Origin of the sequence: Desulfogranum mediterraneum DSM 13871, assembly GCF_000429965.1 — a bacterium.
Lineage (GTDB): Bacteria > Desulfobacterota > Desulfobulbia > Desulfobulbales > Desulfobulbaceae > Desulfogranum > Desulfogranum mediterraneum.
This window is the reverse complement of record NZ_KE387007.1, coordinates 135,308-158,463: the sequence shown is the minus strand read 5'-3', so window position 1 is coordinate 158,463 and position 23,156 is coordinate 135,308. Positions and strand designations below refer to the sequence as shown.

At 50.9% G+C, this 23,156-nt stretch carries 17 protein-coding genes; 1 reads left to right on the top strand and 16 read right to left on the bottom strand.

The annotated features are described in order from the left end of the window. The 4 genes from G494_RS27200 to G494_RS0120105 all read right to left on the bottom strand — a co-directional run. A partial coding sequence (locus G494_RS27200; RefSeq protein ID WP_161630027.1) for a LamG-like jellyroll fold domain-containing protein occupies window positions 1–1,901 on the bottom strand: 1,901 nt, incomplete at its 3' end. 836 nt (window positions 1,902–2,737) lie between these two features. Continuing rightward, complete coding sequence (locus tag G494_RS0120115) at window positions 2,738–3,949, bottom strand: O-antigen ligase family protein (RefSeq protein ID WP_028585957.1); 1,212 nt, start codon at window positions 3,947–3,949, stop codon at window positions 2,738–2,740. Next, the gene (locus tag G494_RS0120110; protein WP_232362609.1) at window positions 3,943–5,448 is read right to left on the bottom strand and encodes an asparagine synthase-related protein; all 1,506 of its coding nucleotides are present in this window, start codon (window positions 5,446–5,448) and stop codon (window positions 3,943–3,945) included. The genes G494_RS0120115 and G494_RS0120110 overlap by 7 nt, the downstream gene beginning before the upstream one ends. Before the next feature lie 97 nt (window positions 5,449–5,545). Further along, on the bottom strand, window positions 5,546–6,796 hold the full coding sequence (locus tag G494_RS0120105; protein WP_153305972.1) for a glycosyltransferase: 1,251 nt from the start codon (window positions 6,794–6,796) through the stop codon (window positions 5,546–5,548). Between the two features lie 231 nt (window positions 6,797–7,027). Between G494_RS0120105 and rfbC the strand changes: the two genes are divergently transcribed. Beyond that, window positions 7,028–7,561 carry a dTDP-4-dehydrorhamnose 3,5-epimerase gene (gene rfbC, locus G494_RS0120100; RefSeq protein WP_028585954.1) on the top strand — a complete coding sequence of 178 codons (534 nt, stop codon included), beginning with the start codon at window positions 7,028–7,030 and terminating at the stop codon, window positions 7,559–7,561. 67 nt (window positions 7,562–7,628) lie between these two features. On the opposite strand, the gene G494_RS0120095 is transcribed toward rfbC, so the two are convergent. From G494_RS0120095 to G494_RS0120035, 12 genes are all read right to left on the bottom strand, one after another. Continuing rightward, entirely contained in the window at window positions 7,629–8,636 is a 1,008-nt protein-coding gene (locus G494_RS0120095) for a glycosyltransferase family 2 protein (protein WP_028585953.1), read from the bottom strand. A gap of 187 nt (window positions 8,637–8,823) precedes the next feature. Further along, on the bottom strand, window positions 8,824–9,537 hold the full coding sequence (locus G494_RS28000) for an acyltransferase (protein ID WP_051305915.1): 714 nt from the start codon (window positions 9,535–9,537) through the stop codon (window positions 8,824–8,826). Window positions 9,538–9,703: 166 nt separating this feature from the next. Then, window positions 9,704–10,654, bottom strand: a complete 951-nt coding sequence (locus G494_RS0120085; protein WP_028585952.1) for a glycosyltransferase family 2 protein — start codon at window positions 10,652–10,654, stop codon at window positions 9,704–9,706. A 114-nt stretch (window positions 10,655–10,768) separates the two neighbouring features. Beyond that, entirely contained in the window at window positions 10,769–12,112 is a 1,344-nt protein-coding gene (locus G494_RS0120080; protein ID WP_028585951.1) for a glycosyltransferase, read from the bottom strand. A 120-nt stretch (window positions 12,113–12,232) separates the two neighbouring features. Then, window positions 12,233–13,318 (bottom strand): CDP-glucose 4,6-dehydratase, encoded by a 1,086-nt coding sequence (gene rfbG / locus G494_RS0120075; RefSeq protein WP_208597724.1) that lies wholly within the window; start codon window positions 13,316–13,318, stop codon window positions 12,233–12,235. Continuing rightward, complete coding sequence (gene rfbF / locus G494_RS0120070; protein ID WP_028585949.1) at window positions 13,315–14,091, bottom strand: glucose-1-phosphate cytidylyltransferase; 777 nt, start codon at window positions 14,089–14,091, stop codon at window positions 13,315–13,317. The genes rfbG and rfbF overlap by 4 nt, the downstream gene beginning before the upstream one ends. 20 nt (window positions 14,092–14,111) lie before the next feature. Then, entirely contained in the window at window positions 14,112–15,647 is a 1,536-nt protein-coding gene (locus G494_RS0120065) for an oligosaccharide flippase family protein (protein ID WP_153305971.1), read from the bottom strand. Between the two features lie 81 nt (window positions 15,648–15,728). Continuing rightward, a complete protein-coding gene (locus tag G494_RS0120060) occupies window positions 15,729–16,358 on the bottom strand; it encodes a YdcF family protein (protein WP_153305970.1) in 630 nt (209 codons plus the stop codon). Window positions 16,359–16,863: 505 nt separating this feature from the next. Further along, entirely contained in the window at window positions 16,864–17,994 is a 1,131-nt protein-coding gene (locus tag G494_RS0120050) for a glycosyltransferase family 2 protein (RefSeq protein WP_035247724.1), read from the bottom strand. Window positions 17,995–18,009: 15 nt separating this feature from the next. Further along, a complete protein-coding gene (gene asnB / locus G494_RS0120045) occupies window positions 18,010–19,899 on the bottom strand; it encodes an asparagine synthase (glutamine-hydrolyzing) (protein WP_028585945.1) in 1,890 nt (629 codons plus the stop codon). 621 nt (window positions 19,900–20,520) lie between these two features. Next, window positions 20,521–21,492 carry a sulfotransferase family protein gene (locus G494_RS0120040; RefSeq protein ID WP_028585944.1) on the bottom strand — a complete coding sequence of 324 codons (972 nt, stop codon included), beginning with the start codon at window positions 21,490–21,492 and terminating at the stop codon, window positions 20,521–20,523. Between the two features lie 263 nt (window positions 21,493–21,755). Beyond that, window positions 21,756–23,045 carry an NAD(P)H-dependent oxidoreductase gene (locus tag G494_RS0120035; protein ID WP_028585943.1) on the bottom strand — a complete coding sequence of 430 codons (1,290 nt, stop codon included), beginning with the start codon at window positions 23,043–23,045 and terminating at the stop codon, window positions 21,756–21,758. Between the last annotated feature and the right edge of the window lie 111 nt (window positions 23,046–23,156).

Genomic DNA, 23,156 nt, shown 5'->3' with positions numbered 1-23,156 from the left:
GCAAAACTACCCGCCGCGACTGGGGTCCACTCCAGAAGACCGCTCACAGGGTCGATCACCATCCCCACGGGACCGCTCTCCAAAAGGTAGCCGGGAACCGGCGAGCCGCTCGCCTCGACGTCATACCGGTAGAGCTGCCCCACGGTGCCTCCGGTTACTGGCAAGGAGCTGATCGTCGGGGCAAAATCACCTTCCTCAAAGTAGCCACGACCGACCACACCGCTCTCATAATGGTCAACAATTTCAGTAGAGGTCAGGACTCGACGGTAAAAGACAACCTCATCCAGAACTCCTCTGTAATTCCAATATCCAGTAGGGCCAGCCATCATGCCCATCGTCAGCTTCGCAGATGCAGCTGTAAAACCGGCACTGTAGGTTGCAGGTTCTGTTCCCTCCAAGACCCCATCGACAAAAATATTCAAGACCGCAGCCTCGGCATCACGCACAGCTACCACATGGTGCCACCCCCCGTCCGTCAGCATGGTGGTTCCAGACACCCCAAAACCATTCCCCGCACTGTCTCTGGCAAAAAACCGAGCCTTACCCGGGCCGGCGACATGGCCCACGCCAACCCACCAATGCATCTGGCTCGACCTGTCATCACGGGCCATGGCAGGTTCATTCTGGAAGGTACTGCTCTCCTTTCGCATCCAAAATTCAACAGAAAAGCTATCAGACACTCCCAGGTCAAAGGAGCTGTCTGCTGCGACGTTTACGCCATTTGTTCCATCGAAAAGTTGTCCACCATTGACCCGTCCTGCCACAGCTTGGGGACAACTCGCGGCACAAAGACCATCATTCAAACCCGTTGCATCAAAGAAAACGACGCCTCCTGCCTGGTTCAACTTCCAATAGGAGACAAGGCCTCCCGGCAAAGGAGGGGGAACCGTCACCTCTATGACAAAGGAGCGACTGTCTTCGCCTTCTGAGTTTTGAGCCTCTACAGTCACCGGAAAAGTACCGACCGAGTCCGGTGTCCAGCTCAACAAGCCTGTAATGGCGTCAATGCTCATACCCGGAGGTCCACTCTCCAAGGTGTAGGCTGGAGCGGGATTACCAAAGGCATCGACATCGAACTGGTAGGATTCGCCAAGGAACATCTCCTCGTTTTTACTATCTAAAATTTCCGGAGGATGCAACGGTGCAGCACCGAGCACGGTTTCAATCGCCTGGTACCACCGGTCCGCCATCTTGGCATAGCCGCTGTCATTGGGATGCAAAAAACCGGACATATCCTGCGGATAATCCAAGGCACTTTCCATGTCAACGACGACAATCAGGTCCCCCTCTAGCTGTCGCTGCACAGCCATCAGCTCAAGGTTATCATTAAACTGGGCAGTGAGATTGTGATATGAACTACGATTAATTATCCTTGCCAGGAGTACAGAAACAGTCTCACTATACCTATCCACTTCGTCGAGGATAGCTGCGACTTCGCTCACATCAGGACTAACACCGTTGGTACCGATATGAAGAAGAACTATATCAGGGTCATAATCCACCAACCAATCATACATATGTATTCGAACATCAGAGGATGTCCAGTTTGGATGTCCCTCGTGATCGTCGTCAAAAAACGGGGAGGAAAACTGCCCATCCTGCTGACTCCCGACAAGATCAACTCTGTATCCGGCATTCACCAGGGATAAAAATAATCTTTTCCTGTAACCATCCTCAAACTCGCTGCCAATACCAAGGGTTATTGAGTCGCCAACAGCCATCAACTTGACGGAAGGCAAGGCCAAAGCCATCCCCCATGCGACGAATAGAAACAAGAGCACAAAAGATGGGACAACCAAAGTGTTCCAATAAAAATATTTTTTAAAATTCATGCGATACACCTTCTTTTCTATTACAAAAGAAGACACCTGTATCCTCAAGAACACGTCTTCTTCAGGCAACGGTCTCCCGGAGAACTGCCCGCGAGCCACGACTTCCCTGGAAAAAATCATGCAAAGAACGCGCCCCCCGATTTTTCCAGAGAGCAGCTTACCAGGAAGAACAGTTTCACTGGTCAAGAGATACCGCCCCTTCCCCGCCCCCCCTCAGAACCCAGCCCGCCCCTGAAAGGGACAGTGCTTTAGAGCCCCCCGCAAAACACCCTCTACAGTCAAAGAGTTACGCGACGAAGGGCACATCCTACAATCATCGCTTACAGAAGGAAAGCGCCATCAGGCCGGATGGCCAACAGCTGCAAAGACTCCCCCGGCCCAAACCACCCAAGGCATCATCACCAGGTAAACCCAGAAAGACAGCCTCTTAACCTCCAGACCATAGTCACCCGTGGCTCCGGAAGCAGAGGCCGCATATGCCGAAAAATCGGAAAAACAATTCGTTTTTCAGAAAAAAAGAGAACAGATAGATCACAATGCAAACACCCCTTGCACAGGGGGATCCTGCACCCAACCTTGAAACGAGGCAGCAGGGGATACTACAATTCCCGGAACAAGACTTCCGTCATAGGGAGAAGACAAGAGGTGAACAGGAAGCAGAGAACACTCCCCAGGAAGGCCTAAAAATGACCAAAAGACAGGTGTAAAGCGATACGCACAAAGAGAAACAAAAGTGGAAGGCTCAAGGTAAGCTCAAGCCTGGGGCCGGAGACAAGGTCGTCTGGCGAACAGCATCGAGCTGCAGATCAGCCCGGCAGAAAACACACCTCCCCCTTACCATGGTTGCCTACAGCCCATCCGGAGGACAGCTTCAACCTTAAGGCCTCCTTGAAAAGCCGGAGAGATCACCCTGCCACGCCCCCGGCTTCACGCTCCATTAAGTTTTGCAAGATAAATGAAAATGCAAAGAACAGGGTGAGAAGGATAGAGTAGGCCATAGACAGAAAGAAAGAAGTCACGAGATTACCAAGGAAGGCGATGAAGATAACCCTTCCCACAGGGGCCAGGCACGAAACATTCAATATCGGACTATCCCCCCGCGCACATCTCAAGAAGACCATCATCGCACTTGATACCATGGAAAGAAAAATACAAAAACCAACCAGCCCCACCTCGGTGAGCAGTTGAACAAAAGAGTTGTGCGGCGCCTGCCACCTTGGAATTTCCCCGATCTCCTGCCGGTAGGACCCGATTGCGTTGGCAAAGCACCCCACCCCCACCCCTGTAAAAGGATGGGTCATGGTCAGCTTCAAGGCCGTTTTCCATATTGACAGTCTTCCGGATTCACTCGTTATATTATAGTCGGTTTCCGCATTCAGAAGAGTACCGAATCTATCGACATCTATCTTGTCGAGATTGACCGTTACCCCGACAATTAAGATTATAACAAACAAGATCCGGTGGATTAATTTCAGCGGACTCCACCGGCTAAAGAGGACAAGGAGCAGCACAGTGCCTAAACCAAGCAAGCCTCCCCTTGAACCAGTCATAACGGACACAGCTATGGAAAAGACCACAGACACAAAGGCAACAGCCCTCTTGAACAACGCCTCGTTTTTGCTTAAATAATAGAAACTCAACGGAAAAGTTGAGATCAGGAAATAGGCCAAATCGTTGGCGTCATACATTGAACCAAACTGGAACCGTCCCTGCGCTCCACTACTGGTGAGTAAACCTAAGCCGACATAAAAAAAATTCGCACAGCAAACGCAAAAAATAAAATTCTCCAGATCTCTCCTGCTTGAAATCAACAAAACAGACACATAAAAAAACAATAAATTAGGAAAGACCTGGAACAGTATAAAATCAAAAGACACCCCCCTGTGGATAGAGAAGGGAACTCCAAGGGCCATAACAGCATACAAAAAAAGATACCTTTTCAGCTGTGCACTGTTTTTAAAAGAACTTGCATCTTTTAACCCGACGCTCAATGCTGCAGCAAAGAAAACGATGAGAGTCAGAACCAGGGCCGGCCTGAATGGCGCGATAAAATAAAAAAAATCTTGGGGTCGCGCAATCAATACAAATGTCCATAAAAAAAACAGGCCTTTTACCATGTCTCAGCCTTGGCTAGCCTTAACAACTCATTAAGATATACAGGTATCTTATACATTGTCTTTGACCTATTGTAGTAATCGGACGAGATAAACCCCTTAGCGATTCTGGGATAGACAAAGAGTGGATTACAGAGGGAATCATCTTGACGCATACGCACAAAGTAACAAAGGAAATCAAACAGTTGATACCAAGAGACAACCCTACTTTTTTTTTGGGGAGGACCATCTTCAGCCTCATAGGGCAAGTGTGCATAACGCGGATAATAGTTCTGTATCGCTTCTCCATGAAACCTTTTGTCAAAAAAGAATTCGCCCGGCAAGGAGGAGAGAAAGGTGTAAACATCCTGGTCCAGGTAGGGGGCGAACACCTGGCACTTTTGCGACAAGACACTCCAGGTACTCATAGAAATATGCCGTCTCGTTCTATTCCAAAAGTAGAACTGGGACACCGGATTGGGTGCATCGGCATGCACTTCAAGTTCCCTGGCGACCAAGTCGAGAGCAAGCGCCCTCTCAAATCTCTGATAGGCCCGCCCCTCAAGCATTTTCGGCAGATACCCCTCGTCCCCCAGAACCTCTTCAGCCAAGGCCCTGAATCTTCCCTTCCTGTAGAGTTCCAGCTTCACCCTTGTCAAAAAAGAACCATCTGAAAGCATCCCCCCGGCAATGCCGTCGAAGATGGCATCATATTCATTATCCTGTAAGTACTGTGAGAGGGGAAGGATCCATGAATGTTCCAGTGAACAGAAGTTGGTGCGTTGATTTTTTTCGATCTCGGAATGCAGGAAAGAAAGAGGCTGATGTATTATTTCATGATTGATCTGCGCAAAGTCACAAATTTTCCTGGCGATCTCTACGTCTTCATCGTTCTTTGGAGCCTGATGCCTCAAGGTCATGCAAGAATGTGGTTCCATCCCCGCAGATATCATCGCAAATAAAATGTGGCGGGAATCGCGTCCGCCAGACAAGGGAAGCCCTACTTTCAGAGACGCCACATCAAACTTTTCAACTGCAGCCTGAAATAAATCGCAGTAGACCTCCTGGGCCCTGGAGAAGGAGAGGGCACTCTTTTCAGGGGTGGAGATCCTTCTCTTTTCCAAGGAAAACCCTTCCTTGGAAAACTGTAGCTTTGCCCCGGGTGGCAGGGACTTGATCTTTTTAAAAGGCGTGCTATCTCCAAGGAACGACCCCATTCTCAAAAACACAGCTATTGCGGGATCATCCAACTCATTGAGATCATCCGGATCAATCAAGTCCGAGAGCGAGGTTGCCACAGAGAGACTATCTTGACCTTTCCGATAAAAGACAGGAAACATCCCAAACTGATCATTTTCCAGGCTAAAGATATCGTCCTTCACAGACCATTCTGTAAATATCCCATTCCCTTCTACGGGATGGCCGACCTTATAGCCCAAGAAAACCTCGTGGTCCCCATCTACCCTGATCCTGTTATCAGCTAACCGGACAACACATTTTTCCGAGTTGGTTCTACCGAGCATAATCACTTGACTCTCCCCCTGCTGGCTATTCACCCCTGACCGTCGCAACTCCCTCATCCGAAAAAAACATATTTACCCCCCTCTTCCTTCGCCCCTCTCACGATGTTTTCCACCTTTGTTGCACATCAAGTGCCAGATTTTCAGGAGCCCTTTGACGGGAGACGGTCTCCATCCCCTGTGACTGTTGCAGGTACTGCTCCCTGTTAAAATGATATATGAGCTGACGGATGACGGCAAGAAAGGATTTTTTATCGTCAGCAAAAATCACAGAGCCACCTGCTTGTTTTAACTGAGTAAAGAGATTAATTCTGGACGCTACAATGGGTTTGCTGAAGGCAACCGCATCCAGCAAGGCCCCACTTGCTGTCAGCAGATAGTGCTCCTCACTGTAGGGAAAAACGAGATAATGAACCCCCTCCAGTCTTTTTTCATATTCTCTCCGAGGCAGTTGCTCGAGAGCAGGCGGCATATCCAGACACGACAGATCAACGGAACAGGGCTCATACTGGGGAATTTTTCCTATTGCCCGAAACTCCGCCTTGTCGCCGAACTCCTCTTTTATCGAAGAGGCTATCTCCACAAAGGCATGGAACCCTTTACTTTTTGTTGCCAGCCCCAAAAAACCGAAACAGACCCTCCCCCCAGGCAAGGCCTCCGAACCACTGTTTCCAGTCAAAGAGACGACAGGATGATCAATCTCTTCCACATAGGGTCTTAATTGCGGCAAGAGAGCAAGCAAGGCGTCCTCAATATGCTCCTCAAGGACTACAAACTGGATATTTTTCCTGTTAAAGCGAGTCAACGCCCCCCTGAGATCAACAAGACGTCTCAGGGGATTTTTTGAACGCCACCCTGCAAGGCTACTCAACAGCCCATGCAACACAACCTGACAGGCAAAGCTCCTCCGCCAGTAGCCCCCTGAAAGCTTAATGGCCCAAATAATCGTGGATGTTCCACAGGACACAATGAGTTGAGAACACTTCCCTCCCAGCCCAGCCTGCTCCAGTCTCGAGACGAGAACCCTTTCCTGACGAAATCGATCATATGGACAGAGGCGGCGCCCGGGGATAACCACCTTATGCCACCTGATAATCCTGGAGATCTCCACAGGGAGAAACTCCACCAAGTTATCGACATGGGAACATTCGCCGAAAAAGGAAATCTTTCTTCCCGGGTAGGCGCAAGTGAGCGTCTGCAAAAGAGCTGCATTAAACGGAACATGCTCCATGCGATGACAGACCGGCTCTACGACAAATAACTCTTTCATGGCAAAGGGAGGCGTTGAGGTAAAAAATACTGCAGCCTGTTTTCTGTTTTTCCAGGGCAACAGGAGCAGCCGGCAATCCACTTTTCCTTTATTTTACCATCCCAATTCGTCGGGAGCGGAAATTTTATCCCCCTGGCCTGGACAAATCAAAGCCCCAGCGGATACTATCCTAAAACAAGGTGCTCTTCGGGCCGCTATCGGCAAAGAAACAACCTGCCCTGGAGAGACCAAGCCGAGCTGCGGCTTTCACCCTTTGCTGCAACGGACGGAAGATGTAGAGGCTATCACCAGCAAAGAACAGGAGCGAACAAAATGATTTTTGAAGAAACGAAACTCAACGATGCCTACCTTATCCGCCCGGAAAGGCTAGAGGATAGCCGCGGTTTTTTTGCCAGGGCATGGTGCAGGAAGGAGTTCAAACAACATGGGCTTTGCGCTGACCTGGCTCAGTGCAACATTGCATACAACGCAAAGCAGGGCACCCTACGCGGGATGCATTACCAAAAAAAACCGCACCAAGAGGTAAAAATAGTCCGCTGTACAGCCGGGGCAATTCTCGACCTGATTATTGATATACGGCCGGAGTCACCCACCTACAGGCAATGGCTCGGCATCGAGTTGAGTGCGGAAAACCGGGCCATGCTCTACGTCCCCCAAGGGTTTGCACACGGCTATCTCACCCTGGTTGACGGCGCAGAGATCTTTTACCAGGTATCGGAGTTCTATACCCCTGAAGTTGAACATGGCATCCGCTGGAACGATCCCCTGTTCCGTATCGACTGGCCCGTCAGTGAAGATTTGATTATTTCAGCAAAGGATAACTCCTGGCCAGACTGGAAACCTTAAGGCTAGCTTGAAAAATGAGAGCTTCCGACCGAGATCAAGGCATGGTGACAATTTGACCGCAGCATATTCAAGCCTTGACCAGGAGGCTCTTCACCTTACTGACAACCCTTTTTAAGAGGCCAACCGGATTCAAAAGATTATTCAGCAGACTCTTCAGCACAACCAAGAAGAGCTTACTGTAGCTGAATTGGGCGCCGAAGCGCTGCATGGTCTCCTGATGATAGTTGAGGTACCGTTTTTTTTCATCGCTGAAAAAAATGGCCCTTGCTGAGTTAAAGTAATAATGGGACTCCACCTCTTTCATTCTTTTCGCCAACTCCTCTCCGGACAGGTAAACGGGCCCGTATCTCTTGAGCAGCATGAGATAGTCGAGCTCCCACACCCGAAACTTCCTGACAAAACTGGAAACCTGTTCAGGATGAACCCTGGTAAGCGATAAGATCTGGTGAACATATCCCCACTTTTTATCTTTTAAATACTGGAACCCTGACTCGTGATCGGCAGCCAAGACCGAGTTCACCCTATAGAATCCATCAGCATCTCTAATAGCATCAGCCCTGATCAGGATGGTCGAGGGCGATCCAAAGACACGAAAGTTATCTTCAAGCAGAACTCTCCTGCAGATCTCGTTGCCATCAAATATTTCTTGAGGGTAGGCCAAGCCTCCGCACTCTGTCCTGGTACCGGCAATACGATAAGAACCGACCATGACCACCGCAGCATCTCTCTCTGCCACAGCGACCATCCTGGAAAGACACTCAGGAAACAGGAGATCATCGGCATGCACCTGCTTGCAGTATCTGCTTTCAGGAGAGATGTAGCCCAGTGCATTATTCCAATTTTCGATAACTGAAAAAAACTGTTCGTTACTGTGAACAGAAATCCTCCTGTCAAGCAGAGCGCACCTCTGTGCCACCTCCAGGGTATTATCGGTACTGCAGTTGTTGACGATGATATACTCAAAATTACCATAGGACTGCGAGAGAACACTCTTGACACACGCTTCCAGATACTTTTCGCCGTTATAGACGGGCGTCACCACACTTACAAGCGGTTCGTGTTTATCCAACCCCATAAGCCTTCCTCCAGGATACGTACCAGCGAGCACAAGATACACAGGAAAACAGTCAACCAAGACAAGGAGGCCACCCAGGTCCGATGCCCATGGCTACGACCATGGCCTCGGGAAAGCCGAAACAGACATCAAAGCGCCCAGCGGGTTCCGCTGGACAGTGCCGCAGCCAAGGCTCCAGCCCAGAGAGCTAGCCCGAGGCACTCTTTATCTGCTTAACAACGACTGCTGGATTGCCAGCTACAATCATCCCAGGGGGAACGTCCCGGGTCACCACAGAACCGGCGGCAACCACGGAATCCCTACCCACCGTGACCCCTTTCATGATAATAGACCTTGCACCTATCCAGGCACCATCTTCCACCACTACAGGAGCGACGTCAGCTCTCCCTATAGGTTCATTATTTTTCCTGGCTACCGGATCAACCGGGTGATTATTGTTGTCAAATATTGAGCACCGTTCGGCAATAAGAACATTGTCACCTATTGCAATACGCTCAGCACAGGAGAGCACTGTTGCATACCCCAAATACACGTTATCCCCCACAGAGACAACCGGGTCAGGATTGATCTTGTAGGAGACGATTACCGTGACATTTCCACCAATCGTTACCTTGTCACCAACCGACAAGGAGCCATAACCAATGATCAGCGGGAAATTCACTTCAAAAAAAACAGACCTGCCTACCCTGCTGCAGCGATACCTCAACATGGGCTCATAAAAAAAGAACTGTTTCAGTCGCCGCCAGCACATCAGCATGACATTGTGCAGATTAAAAAAAACAGCACCAAACAGACCGGGAAAAGGCAAACGCAGCGCCCTAAAGGCAAACACCGTCTTATAGATAAGCTTATGGTACCATCTTTTCCGCAACCTAATATTTAACAGGAAACCTTGAATCATTTCACCACCATGGTTCAATATTGCCCTCGCCAGAGGGTAAACCGCACCCCTTCACCTTGGGCCCCTGCTGTCCACGGCACAGGAGCACGCTCTCAACCTTCGCTCAAAGCTCCATGGCCTCACCCCAGAGCTCCTATCAACCTCCGGCTCCGGATTCCATCGCCGCCTACACTTCAAAGGTTTTGTTAATCAGGTTAACCCGCTTTACGAAACTCATTATTTTATAACCGACACCAGGCTTGTGCTTCCTTATGTTTCTTATTTTGCTTACTGTATTTTTTGAGATCGGCTTTCGATATTTGAGTTCTGATCCTATCCCCCTAAAACCATCATACACCGCCTTGAGATACCACCTCAACTGCCGTCTCATCAAGGCAAACAAAAACGTAGTAAAAAGACGATAGAAAATATGAGCAAGGGCTCTAAAAAAGGGAAGATTACGTATGGCTAACCAGATTTGATTCCTGGTGTCATAATAGGTGTTACGCCATGTGACCCTGTGCTCAGTGGAGCATCTGTGTATCACTTTTATTTCAGGCGAATACTCGATACTGAAATCATTATCTAAAAGGCGATAGGACAGATCAGGGCCCTCGTGACTGATAAAAAATTCCTCTGGATAGAAACCAACGACAGCAAACACCTCCCTTCTAAAGCAGACGGCACCCTCAGAAATATAATCGGTCAGCAGATGTTGATCAGCATACCGTTCCATCTCATAAGGGTGAAACCAGTTGAAAGGTATTATTTTTTGATGTTCACCGTCAAGAATCTGAAAATTTAAAACCGAAACATCCCTGTTCGTCTCAAATATTTGTTCTATTTTCTCTATCCCGCATCTTTCTGCAAAAAAAACATCATCATCAAGGGTGATAACCAAATCACCTCCAGCCCTCTTTATGCCTTCATTCCTGCCAGATGCCCCCCTATTTTCTTCCAATCTGACCAGACGAACAAACTTGAATTGCTGTTTAATACAATCAGACGTTCCATCTGTTGAGTTATTGTCAACGACAATAACCTCCTCAGGGTACCTCGTCTGTTCCTCAAGGCTTTTCAGCAATGGAATGACACTATCCTTTCTGTTGCAGGTGAGAACAACTAAGCTAATATTCATTGGATCCAGCTTGCTCTAAAGTTTATCAGGAGACCGTGTACAATAGCTCTACCGCTCCCGGGCTCAGCCACCTATGCCGCCATACCCCAAACGGTCCCGCAGCATCACCTGCGGTCAGAGGCGATGAAGAAATTGCTCCAAGCCCTGTACCGCATTTCTCCGCGCGTACTGCTCTCTCCAGTGCTCACCTCCAGGCAAAGGACAGGCAACGCCCTGTATGGCGTCAAGGAGATGCGCCTTCAGCGCCGCCACATCTTCAGGAGAAACAGCCTTGCCATCGGGCAGTTCGTTCACCAGGTCTGCGGTTGCCCCCTCTCCGGTTATGGCGAGAATCGGTACCCCCAGACCTATATACTCATAGGTTTTGGCTGGCACCTGGTACGGTTGATCAGGCGCCAGCAACAGTGCCAGATGACTTCGCTGCACCATCTCCCTGGACGCAGCCAGGGGCAGGTGGTCGATCACCTCGACGACATTGCTCAGGCCATAGCTCTCTGCGACATCAACGGTTAATCGATCGCCGATTTCCCTGCAGTGCCCTGCCAGCTTGATGCAAAGGTCTTCTTCAGAGACCGCCTTATCATGAATCAGAGAGGAAACCGCCGCAAAAAGCGGCTCTGGTGTCCGCCCAAAGTACAGGGTTCCGGCATAGCTTATGGTGAACACAGGGTATGGTTCCCTGGTGCGCGCAGAGAGGTCCCCGTCAAAGCCATTGGGAACAAAACGAAACTTCTCAGCTGCGCTCTGCCGATAGTGCTCGGCATACTTTTCAGTTAATTTTTTGGTCGTTGCGAGCACCAGGGCTGCCCGCTGAATCACTGTTTTCTCCAGGGAATAATCGAGAAAATTGGAAAGGGGGGTTGTAGGGTAGCCTTTTTTTTCTGTAGGCGTCATCCAAGGATCACGAAAATCAGCAATCCACTTAACCCTCGGCCGGGCCAAGGAGGCGAGCAGACCGACCAGGTGGGCGGAATAGGGAGGACAGGAGCTCAGGACATAGTCGATCTCTTCACTCCGCAGGAGACGAATCGCCTTCAAGGCCGCAGGGATAATCCAGTTCCGCTCTTCATCAGGCACATAGATCATGGAGGCCAGAATGTGCTTTAGCCTCTGCACAGCGACTTGCCCGGACGACGATCCCTGATCACCACCTCCGGCGGAGTCGCTCTCCTCCGACTCGCCGCCCCTCCAACGACCGAGAACCGTCTTGGCGCTGATATAGAGGTCCCTCGGGGTAACCAACTTTCCAGCCTTAACGATCGGGATCCCCTCCAGGGACTCAAGACGAGCCGGGTCTTTCCGGGCGAGATACCGGTCCTTCACAGTCAAGACATAGGGACACCAGCCAAGATCACGAAGGTATTTTGCAAAACTCGCCACTCGCACCCCACCGACCGCCGCGCTGGGAGGGAAGTGATAGGAAATCAGCAATATCTTTTTCGATTCACGCTCTGTCATCGCACGATCCCAAAGGGTTAAATTTGGTCAGCCAGACTGACGAAGAACCCTCAACATCCTCCATCAAGCGCTGACGACACCCTACCGAGGCTGAAACGCCGCAGCTTGACGGCAGCCGTTTCAGGCCTGTCTGAGCAGCCCCTCATATCGTTCAATCTGCTCCCTCGTTACCCGGAACATATCCTGCCCTTCCTGGTATGCCTGATACCAGCGGACAACCCACTCCAAGGCGGTTGAAAGGTTCAACAGCGGAGACCAGCCAAGCTGATTTTTTGCCTTGGAGCAGTCGAGTTTCAAATATCTGGCCTCATGGGGCTGAACAGCACCACTCACCTCCCACTGCAGCTGCCCGTCCAGCAGGTTCGCCAACCGTTCAACAATCCAGGAAACCGGCCGGGCGTCGCGATCCTCGGCACCAAAATTCCATCCGCCCTCAAAGGTGCTGCCATGCTTCCACATCTCTTCTGCCAGCAACAGATAACCGGCCAGGGGCTCCAAGACATGCTGCCATGGCCTGATTGCCCCGGGATAACGGATAACGACCCTGCGTTTTTCCAAAAAGGCCTGCATCACATCGGGCACCAGGCGGTCTGCCGCCCAATCTCCCCCACAGATCACATTGCCAGCCCGTACGGTGGCCAGATGCACAGGCGGTCGCTCAACAGCGTCAACGCCTGCAGCAAAAAACGATCGACGGTAGGCTGCTGCAACCAACTCTGCACACCCCTTGCTGCTCGAGTAGGGATCATGCCCGCCCATGGGCTCATTCTCTCTATACCCCCAGTCCCACTCCTGATTCTCGTAGCACTTATCAGAGGTGACCGAAACGACCACCCGTACGCTGTCCACCTGGCGGGCGGCATCCAACACCTTTACCGTCCCCATCACGTTGGTCTCGTAGGTCTCGACCGGAGATCGGTACGACTCACGCACCAGGGCCTGGGCTGCCATATGGATGACCAGCTCTGGCCGATACTGTTCGCAGACCCGCACCAGATGAGCCAGATCGCAAACATCGCCATGAATGGAGACTATCTTTTCACCAACAGCGGCCACCTCAAACAGACTTGGGCTCGAAGGGGACTGGAGGGCAAAGCCGATGACCTTTGCCCCCAGCGCGTGAAGCCAGAGAGAGAGCCAACTCCCCTTGATACCGGTATGACCGGTGACCAGAACCGTCTTGCCCTTCCAAAACGCCCTATTCATTTCCATACCTTCCAAGGAGGATTACTCGATTCCCACAGTTCCTCCAGGTACATCTTATCCCGCAGGGTATCCATGGGCTGCCAGAAGCCTTCATGCCGGTAGGCGGTCAGTTGCCGCTCAGAGGCAATGGCTGACAATGGCTCTTTTTCCCAACTGATATCATCCCCCTTGATGTAATCGATCACAGCAGGCTCCAGCACAAAAAAGCCCCCATTGATCCAGGCCCCATCACCCTTTTCCTTCTCCTTAAAAAGCTCTATGACATTCTGCCCTTCACGAAGAACAATGGTCCCGAACCGTCCCGGCGGCTGGACGGCAGTCAAGGTAGCCAGGGTCCTGTTTTCCCGATGATAACGAATCAGTTCACTGATGTTAACATTACTCACCCCATCTCCATAGGTAAGGCAAAAGGTTTCATCACCGATATACTCCCTCACCCGCTTCAGCCTTCCGCCGGTCATGGTGTTAAGCCCGGTATCGACCAAGGTAACCTTCCAATTTTCCGCTTTTGAATTATGAATTTTCATCTCATTATTTTTCATATCAAAAGTAAGGTCAGATTTATTCAGGTAATAGTTGGCAAAATACTCTTTCAACATCTCACCCTTATAACCGCAGCAGATAACAAACTCATTCAAGCCATAGGCCGAATAAATCTTCATGATATGCCAGAGGATAGGATAGGTGCCTATTTCCACAAGAGGCTTTGGCCTAACCTGACTTTCTTCACTTATCCGAGTACCGAATCCACCTGCAAAAATAACAACTTTCATGTGACGAGTCCCCATCGTAATTATTTGCTAAGTGCACGAACAATGGCCCTTTCCCGCAAAGCAACCATCATACCGCAGACCCCTTGCCGATCATCAGAATCCAACACATAATAATAGACGACTATCAAAAACAATAAAACACACGGTATATTGGCCAGAACCAGCCCAGGCCAACCTGTACAGTCAAAGGAATATTTCAAAAAAAGCGCCAGCCCCACCATTGGTACAGCGGCACAGAGCGGCCTGAAATACTCAGCATAGATCGTAACAACGGAACAGGAGAGGATATGAGAGGTGTACCAGGTCACGAAAAGGGTATTTTTCACAAAGAGCACCAAGACCGTTGCAAAGGCAACGCCGGCGATCCCCCAGCCTATCCGGATAAAATATATAGATAAAAAGATATTGGTCACGGCAACTCCCAGGGATACCATTGCAGGGACCTTCACCTGACCCAGCCCCCGCAGGATCACCCCGCCCGGGAGAGAGCCCATCTCAAAAAACATGGGCAGCAGGGCAATGCAAAAGAGCGGCACGAGATGTTCGTAGCCAGGGCCGACCCAGGTAACAAGCAGCTCCCTGGAAAAGATGGCAAGCAAAAAGGTGGGCAACAGCGTCAAGGCCAGGGTAATCCTCGTTCCCTTCAAGCATATCTTCACCAGTTGGGAGTAATCTCCAGCCACGCCCAAATGGGTGGCAACCGGTACAAGCACCCCAAAGGCAGAGGTTATAACGGAACGAACCATATCCTCCCATCTTTTAGCAAGAGAGTAGTCAGTAACAGAAGTGGAATCTATCAAGTTATTGATTATGATATAGTCCGTATTAATCAACACGATCACAGAGACACTGGTAATGAACATCCAGCCCCCAAACGACATCAGTCGTGCCACCTTTTCTTTATCAAAAAACCGATAAGAGATGGACAACTGACGATAGAGCCTCTTGGAGACCACAACCCTCAAAAAGGTTGACAAGACACCTGAAAACAACACCGCCACAGCTACAACCAGAATATCCTCAGTCAACACTAAAAAGAGCATGACGATAAAGACGACGTGCACCATTTGACCGATTACAGATATCAGATTTTCCAAATCGAACCGCTGCTTTGCCCAAAAGGCAACAGTAAAGGGGCTGAACAATATATTTATAATAAAATTCAAGCCAACACAGAACATCACCCACTGAGACTTCACCTCCAGCCCCGGGGGGACATTAAATAATGAGGGAAAATAAAAAACAATGAGCAGAAAAGGAACAACGGCCAACAGGACCAGGCCACCGATCATAAAAAACCCGGTATTGAGGTACCTGTTAGCCTCCTGATAGTCCTCCTGAGCGATGGACATGGTTACATACCTCCCCACAGCGCTCTGAATCCCCACTGAGATAAGAGCAATATAGGCAGTGATTGAATTCACCAGGGGCATAAGGCCATAGACATCGTTGCCGAGGCGACTAATGAGAAACGGCGTCAAAAAAATCCCCACAAAGAGGCGGAAAAAATGATTCCCCACATTAGTAACTGAATTTAAAAGAATTCTATTTCGCAAAGCGACACCTAATCTCCCCACAGTTAATCAATGAACACCAGAAGACAAAGCCGGCACGGCAGCCACAGGGAAAAACAGCGCCTACGGCAGCCCCTGACCATCCCTACGATCCAAGTAGCCCAAAACCGATCCAAAACCAGCAAGATCACCCTTGCCCTGATAGGTATCAATTCGCTCCAGCTCAGCGTGTATCAACTCCCGCCGCATCGCCCTCAGCACACCCTGTGAATGCACGACCTGCTCGCCCCACGGCCTGGACAGAGCAGGATGGCTGAAAATTTTCAGTTGACCAGCGTCTTCCAGGGCCACGGTAACCGCTGTCATAAAGGCACGTAACTGGTGAAAGGGAGGGGCAACCACATAGAGAGAACCATACCCCTGCTGCCTGAGAAAGCGCATCAGGGCCACTGACTCAACCAGGGTATTAAGAGCAGAGACTCCACCCGGATCCACCCCTTCAAGCTGGCCCCCTGCCACACCCAGCTCCTCTAATCGCTCACTCCATTGTCCAAAACCAGGATAACCGCTTTTCGCTCCTGTCTTAAGAATCAACACCCGTGCAGCGAGCCCGCGTTGCACCAGCCACGAGCCTGCCTGCAAGACCTCCTCTTGACTATCCTCGGTTTGACAGTACAGATAGGCGGCATCTGCGGTCTCAGCTGGACGTGCATCACAGAGCACCCTCACCAGCAGCTCGAACACCATATTCATCGTATCCCCCACCTCAAGAAAATCTTTCCCAACCAGCACCTCCCCTTCAACCGACACCGTCCTGAGCTGAGCCCCGAAAGATCTGGTCAACTGCTGCCAGACTGCAGTCAGCGGATCAGCGCACTCCAAAGCAGCGGCCTCAAGCGGCCCTGCTCCAGACAGAGCCGACTCTTGACCGGCAGCCACTCCCGGCGCACGGCCGAAGATCCCAGGGTTGAGCTATCAGGAAGGAGGAAAAAACAGAACCGGCGAGCCTTGCCGAGAGAACGGTACCAGATTATCAAAGATCATAACGGCGATCTTCAGGCCAGGATGGAGAGCTGCCAGCTACAAATAACGTTCAGCTCACGGTGGAACATCTGCTGCAGAACGGGTTACGGGATTGCCCATGACCAGGGGACTGACCATCTCGACCGGCAGCCCGCCGTTTTTTCCCATTGCTTGATCTTGATCGAAAGATCTAACCGTCAAAGTACCCTCAAGTCACCGCCGCCTCCCCCACAGGCTACCTCTTAGGCGTCCAGACCACGTCCCTCTGACCAAAGACCATCCGCAGGCAGCCGACCGCTTGAGCCAGAAAAGTTATTAGAAAATATTTACATACGGAAGGAGCGGTGCCAACCAGGGTCCCGGAAAACGCTGCCATCGCGGTGACAAGCAACAGCAGCTGAGCAGAGAGCGGCACAAGATAAAGGGGAGACCTGGACAGCAGCATGAGATTGACAACAAAGACCGCCAGCAGAAAAAACGGCGTCAGCAGCCTGAGGATCTTGTGAGAAATTAAAAAATAGGAGAAAAATCCATACCTGAAAACATTGAGCAAGCCAAGATGCCGCCAGAGCGCCCAGGCTGTTCGAGTTGTGATCCGGACCTGCCGCTTATAAATATTCCCGACCCCCTCTGTAGCCTCCTCGAGGCAGAAGACCTTTTCATCGAGAACAACACGATACCCCTGTTTCACCACATTCAAAGGCACGACAAAATCATTAATATCATCCGAGCGCAAAGGCCGATACAGCTCCTTCCGGATGGCAAAGATTGCGCCATCGGCCCCAACGCAGGAGGCGACACTGCTTTCAGCCACCTTCACCTGCCGCTCAATCCTTGCATAGAGCCCGGTCGTCTCCTCACCTGAGGCGCTATTACAATACTTGGTCCAGCCGCTGACCGCCCCGATCTCCGGGTCATTAAAATTTGAGACCAACTGCCTGAGAACACCGGGAGAGAACATGGAGTTCGCATCTGTAAAAACGACCAGTTCTCCTTCAAACTCCTCGATCACCCTGTTCAGACATGCCGTCTTCCCGATCCTTCCGGAAAAAGAGCGGAGCAGCAGGCGCCTATCGCTCATCCCCTGAACGATCTCATCGGTACGATCAGTTGACCCATCTGAACTGACAACAATGGACAACTTATCTTCCGGGTAATCCAAGGCGAGCGTGTTCTCAACCTTGCCCTTGATATCCTTCTCCTCGTTGTAGGCTGAGATGATCACCGTGACCAGGGGCTCACCCTCTGCCCTTTTCCATGCCCTGGAAAACACCCTGGTCAAGAGCGCCAGAGAGAGAGGAAAAAAAACATAGGAATAAAACGAGAAGAAAAGCAGTGCAAAGAAGACCAGTTCAAGCCAACCCATACGAGTTCACCCCTCTCAGTTTTGATAAAGATCAAACCACTTCTGAAAGACAAGCAAGGACCAAATCAGGGTGTCATGAATCTCTTTTCCTGAAAAATGCTCATCAATCACCCGATGAACGGTCTCAACATTCACCAGGCCATGCTTTTCCAGGTTCGCCCTTGTTAAGGTGGTCAAGGTGTACTCCCTCAAATCATGCTTCAACCACTGGGTCATGGGGCCAACAAAACCCTGTTTACGGTGGTCAATCACATCCCTGGGCAGAAGTGGGCGAACCGTCTTTTTCAGCAAATATTTTTTCTCCAGGCCCTTCATTCTGATATCGTTTGGAATCGTTGCGCAAAATTCGAGAAACTTATGATCAATAAAGGGAACCCGCACCTCCAGGCCATGGTGCATACTCAGGCGGTCCGTGACAGCCAAAATATCCTCAGGCAAGTAGGTCTTAAAGTCACAGTAGAGGGCTCGATCCAGAGAACCACAGTCCCCCTCCACATTATCGCTATTAAAATGGCGAAGAAAGATCTCATCGCAGGGTTCATGATACTGTTCGAATCGACCAGGATCGCTAAACAGATCTCGACGTAACCCACTGGAGAGAATGGAGAGGTAGCTGAGGTAACAGCGGTCGGCGCTCAACTCATTGGAGCGGACAAAACGCTTCATGTGGTTGATGGTATAGTGGCCATCGGATCGCTCGGGGAGCCGAGCCACCATATTTGCAATGATATGTTTGCGGACAAACGAGGGGACCCTGTTGTAGAGACCACGGAGCTTAAACCCCAAATACCGTTCATAGCCGCCAAAGATTTCGTCGCCACCCAGCCCGGAAAGGGCAACCGTGACATTACTCCTGGCAACCTTACAGACAAAGTAGGAGGGCAAGGCTGAATCATCTGCAAAGGGCTCATCAAAGGAGCGTACGATCTTCTCTATCAGGCCCTCCGGATCCATGACGACTTCATAGTCCAGATGATTGGTCTTATACCTGTCTGCTACCTGCCTGGCATAGCCGCGTTCATCGAGATAGCCACCGACTTCCCCCCCAAAGCCGATACAGAAGGTATTGATATTTTCCGCCCCTCCCCTGCTCATCAAGGAAACAATGGTGCTCGAATCAATACCTCCGCTCAAAAAGGCACCCAGAGGAACCTCGCTCATCATCCTGAGATCAACAGACTCCTGGAGCAGCGAGACAATGTTTTCGGCATAGTAGCTTATGCTTTTTCTGGATTCGGAATAAAACTGGAGGTCCCAGTATTTCTCGAGAGCAAGCTCCCCATTTTGCCAGCAGAGGGTATGACCTGGTTCCAGCTTATTGATTTTGCTGTAGATAGTAAGGGGAGCCGGGATGTAGGAATAGGAGAAATAGGCGTTGAGGGCCAACTCATTGATTGTTCTCGGAAAAGACGGATCGGCCAAGATAGCCTTCATTTCAGAGGCAAAGTAGAGTCGCCCTTGATGTTGAGCGTAAAAAAGAGGCTTGATTCCCAGGCGATCGCGGGCGATGAAAAGTTTCTTCTCCCTCAGGTCCCAGATGGCAAAGGCAAACATACCTCGCAGGCGATCGACACATTGCCCCCCCCACTCTTCGTAGGCATGCAAGATCGTCTCTGTATCCCCAAGCGTGGAGAAACGGTGCCCCCGGGAAAGCAACTCCTGTCGCAACTCCTGGAAGTTGTATATCTCGCCGTTAAAGACGATGCACTTGGTCTGATCTTCATTGTATATCGGCTGCCTGCTTCCGGAAAGATCAATAATACTCAACCGTCGATGGCCCAGACCACCATATCCGTCTCGATGAAAGCCGTAATCATCAGGGCCCCGGTGGGACATCGTATGGGTACAGCGTTCGATGTCAAACTGCAATGGATCTACGGAAACAACACCAAAGATACCACACATTTAACAGCACCAGAAAGATAGGTTTATCTGAGAGGAGAGGGGAACCCGATCAACTCACCAAAACGCCCACTGCACTGCTCTTCCAGATGGTCACAGGTATCTGACCCTCAGAAGGTTCCTCCTGCTGCTCCAACTGCTCCAGCGGCTCAAGGAAGAGACAACAGGATCAGTCGAAACACAACAGCGGCATCCTCTACGGGTCAGCCTTTCCTTCTTTCAACAAAAGAAAACCAAGATAATACAGAACCGAGATTGGCAGGATCTCTTTTCCAGAGAAAAAGTGTACAGATAACCGCGACTGGCCGAATGCATGCCAACTGGTCTTCTCAAATGATATCTCCTCCCGATGATTTAATCAACCTAACCACCTTTTTTACCCTCCTTTCCGCCTCAGCCGGGAGAGGCGCGCGATAGATTGTACAGCAGCCATACATTGAATCTTCCGAGGATAATTTCTTGGATACAACGCCGAGATTGGAAGGAAGGCAATTTTTCAAGGTGGCCTCCAGCCTGAAGAGGGAGCAGCGCCAAAAAAACGCACAGGCCATACGGCCGTACAGGTCGGGCCCAGGGGAAGAGAAAGGGCTACCAGGGCTGGATTACGACAGCGTTGATGCCTCGCTAGAGGAAGGTTCTCTTGATCATACCGAGACCAGGTATTTTTCGCAGCTTGGCCAGGGAGGCAGTAGAGATCTTTTCGAGCAGGCAGAGACCTTGACAGTACCATCGCATCCAGCGGGTATCAACCTGGGACAAGCTCTCCAGAGAGAAGTCATAGCCGCAGGCTGCCAAATCACGGTTCCCCTCAAAGGCAAGCATGGTCCTGAGCTGCTGCCTGAGGGTCAGCTCTGTTTGCCACTTTTCCATACTGCTGGGATCAATATTTCTATTATAGCTGTCTTTATCATACCAGATCTCACCAGACTTAACCGTTATGGCCTGCTCCCCTAGATGTGTACTCTCCCCCGGGGAAAGCATCAGCTCGCTCCATTCCACACCTAAGAACGCACAGATCTTTTCCGTCTGCTCCACACTATTTTTCAACAGCTCTTCATAGACAATATTCAGCACCCTGGAACGGCTCTTTCGATGGGCGGCAAATCCAGCATCAAGGCAGCGCTGCACATACGAGATACTTGCCGACAACTGGGCAGTAAAGTCAGGGGGAGCCATGCCCTTGGCCAGGGCACGATTTTTCACCTGCTGCATCGAAGAAACGATGGCCCTGGGATCACGAATCACATGGATGAAATGAGCCTCCGGAAAAAGCTCCATCAAGTCCTGGAAAACCAGGATATTGGCAGGCGTTTTTTCGCTATAGAGCCTAGACGAGCTCTTATCTGCCAAGCGTAAGAAAATATCCTCGACAAAACCGGCAAGGTGGGCGTCTACTTCCTGCTCGGCGCAGAGAATATTGATATATCCACAAGCCACCGAGCTCTTCAGCTTCCGCCTCAACTCCACCAGATCGGGAAGATGCAAGAACTCAGGCCCTCCAAGGATAAGAGGATGCGAGTCCAGGACGTTCTGCACCAGAGTCGTCCCTGATCGAGGCGCCCCGCCGACAAATATCAATCGCTTGCTCTTCTCCATGGCATCCTTTTTTCTGTCAGAATATAAAAGACGCGAATACATCGCAGCCCGAGACCTCCAACCACAACCAGGGGAACTTTATCTCCGGTGAGCAGACAGTCCCCCAGTCTTACCTCCGGGGCAACCCGAAAAAAACAGAGAGCAAGCCCGTTCTCCCTGCCCCGGGACAAGACAGAGCCCTGGACAGGGAGAGAGCAACTGCATTCCGAGACGATACCGGCTGCCCTTTATTCAGACAACACGACTGTGGGAGCAACCACCATTCAAGAATGGATGAATTGCAGATCCTGCTCCCGCCGCAAGGTATCCACAAGACGCCCTGGAGGCAGCTCAACATCATGATAGCTGATGAGGGTATCTTTTACAAGATCACGCCGCAACCTGCACCCTTCTGCAAGCCCCATGGGCAGAAAGGCACTGTTCAGACTTTCTTCATACCGCTCTGCCATTCCATAGCAACAGAATCCACCAATCCCGTCCAGGACCTCTCCGGCCTTAAGGTCCCTTTTTGCAGCAGTTATCACATCAACCACCGGCCCTGCCAACGGAGCAACTGCAGCATCATGAAACAGAACCGCCCTGGCTGCAGTCAGGGGCGCCTCCAGGTGACAGAGGTGATAGGGGATATAGAAAGTATACAGTGGACCATCACCCATCTTATAATACTTCAGATATTGCTGCTGAACGGGATGTGCATTATGCCCGAGCACAAAGACCCCGCCACCGGGTTCTGCACCAAGCACATAATCCACCAGTCCGGTCTCCATCATCTGCTCCACAGGAAACAGATTCACCGCCTCTGTGACATGGGAACACTCCGGCCCATACATTCCCCGCTGCCCCACCGTAAAGCCTGTGGCGTTGGCAACCACCGCCATCTCCATCGATATTTTCGTTCCATCGGCAAAAGAGGTCACCATCTGCGGCTTTTGATGGTACTGCTCAGCATACCCTTTCTGGGTCTCAGGAGTACGCCGGACATCCTGAAGCCCTTTCATGTTGCCTGCCAGAACGGGCCGACACCCTATCGACTGGACATAGCGATAAAGATTCATAATAACACCGGGTTGATCACCATCCGCATTGGTGTAGACCACACCTGCCGCATCGGCATACTGCTTGAGCAGCGGACCAACCGTCGCATCAAGCTCTGCGTTCATCAAGACAACATGTTTTTTATGCTCTATTGCCCTGAGAACAACCCCGGCACTATACTCAACATGACCTGTTGACTCGATGATAACATCCACACTCTCAGCCTGATACAGCACAGAGGCATCAGCGGTAACAGCGTATTGCTCACCGGCAACACAATCCTCCAGCTGAGACGCATTGCCCACAGAGCGGAGCTGACCATCCACCCCGGCTTGCCGGTACGCCCGCTCTGCTTCAGAAAGCGTTCGATTAGCGATACATGCAAGACGCATCCCCGGCATGGACAGCAAGATCTGCAGGGCGATTCCTCGCCCCATAAAACCAGCGCCCACCAGGCCCACCTGAACAGGCCGAGCCTCCTCCTGCCTCTTCCTCAGTGCTGTATCAACAATGATCATCCTCACCTCCTGCAACAACTCCTGCCCTGCCAAAAGATTAGCTTCAGGCTCAACCCCACCCCTCACCAGGGGAACGGAACGCCTCCTCACCCCCCCTTCAGACCCGCCCGG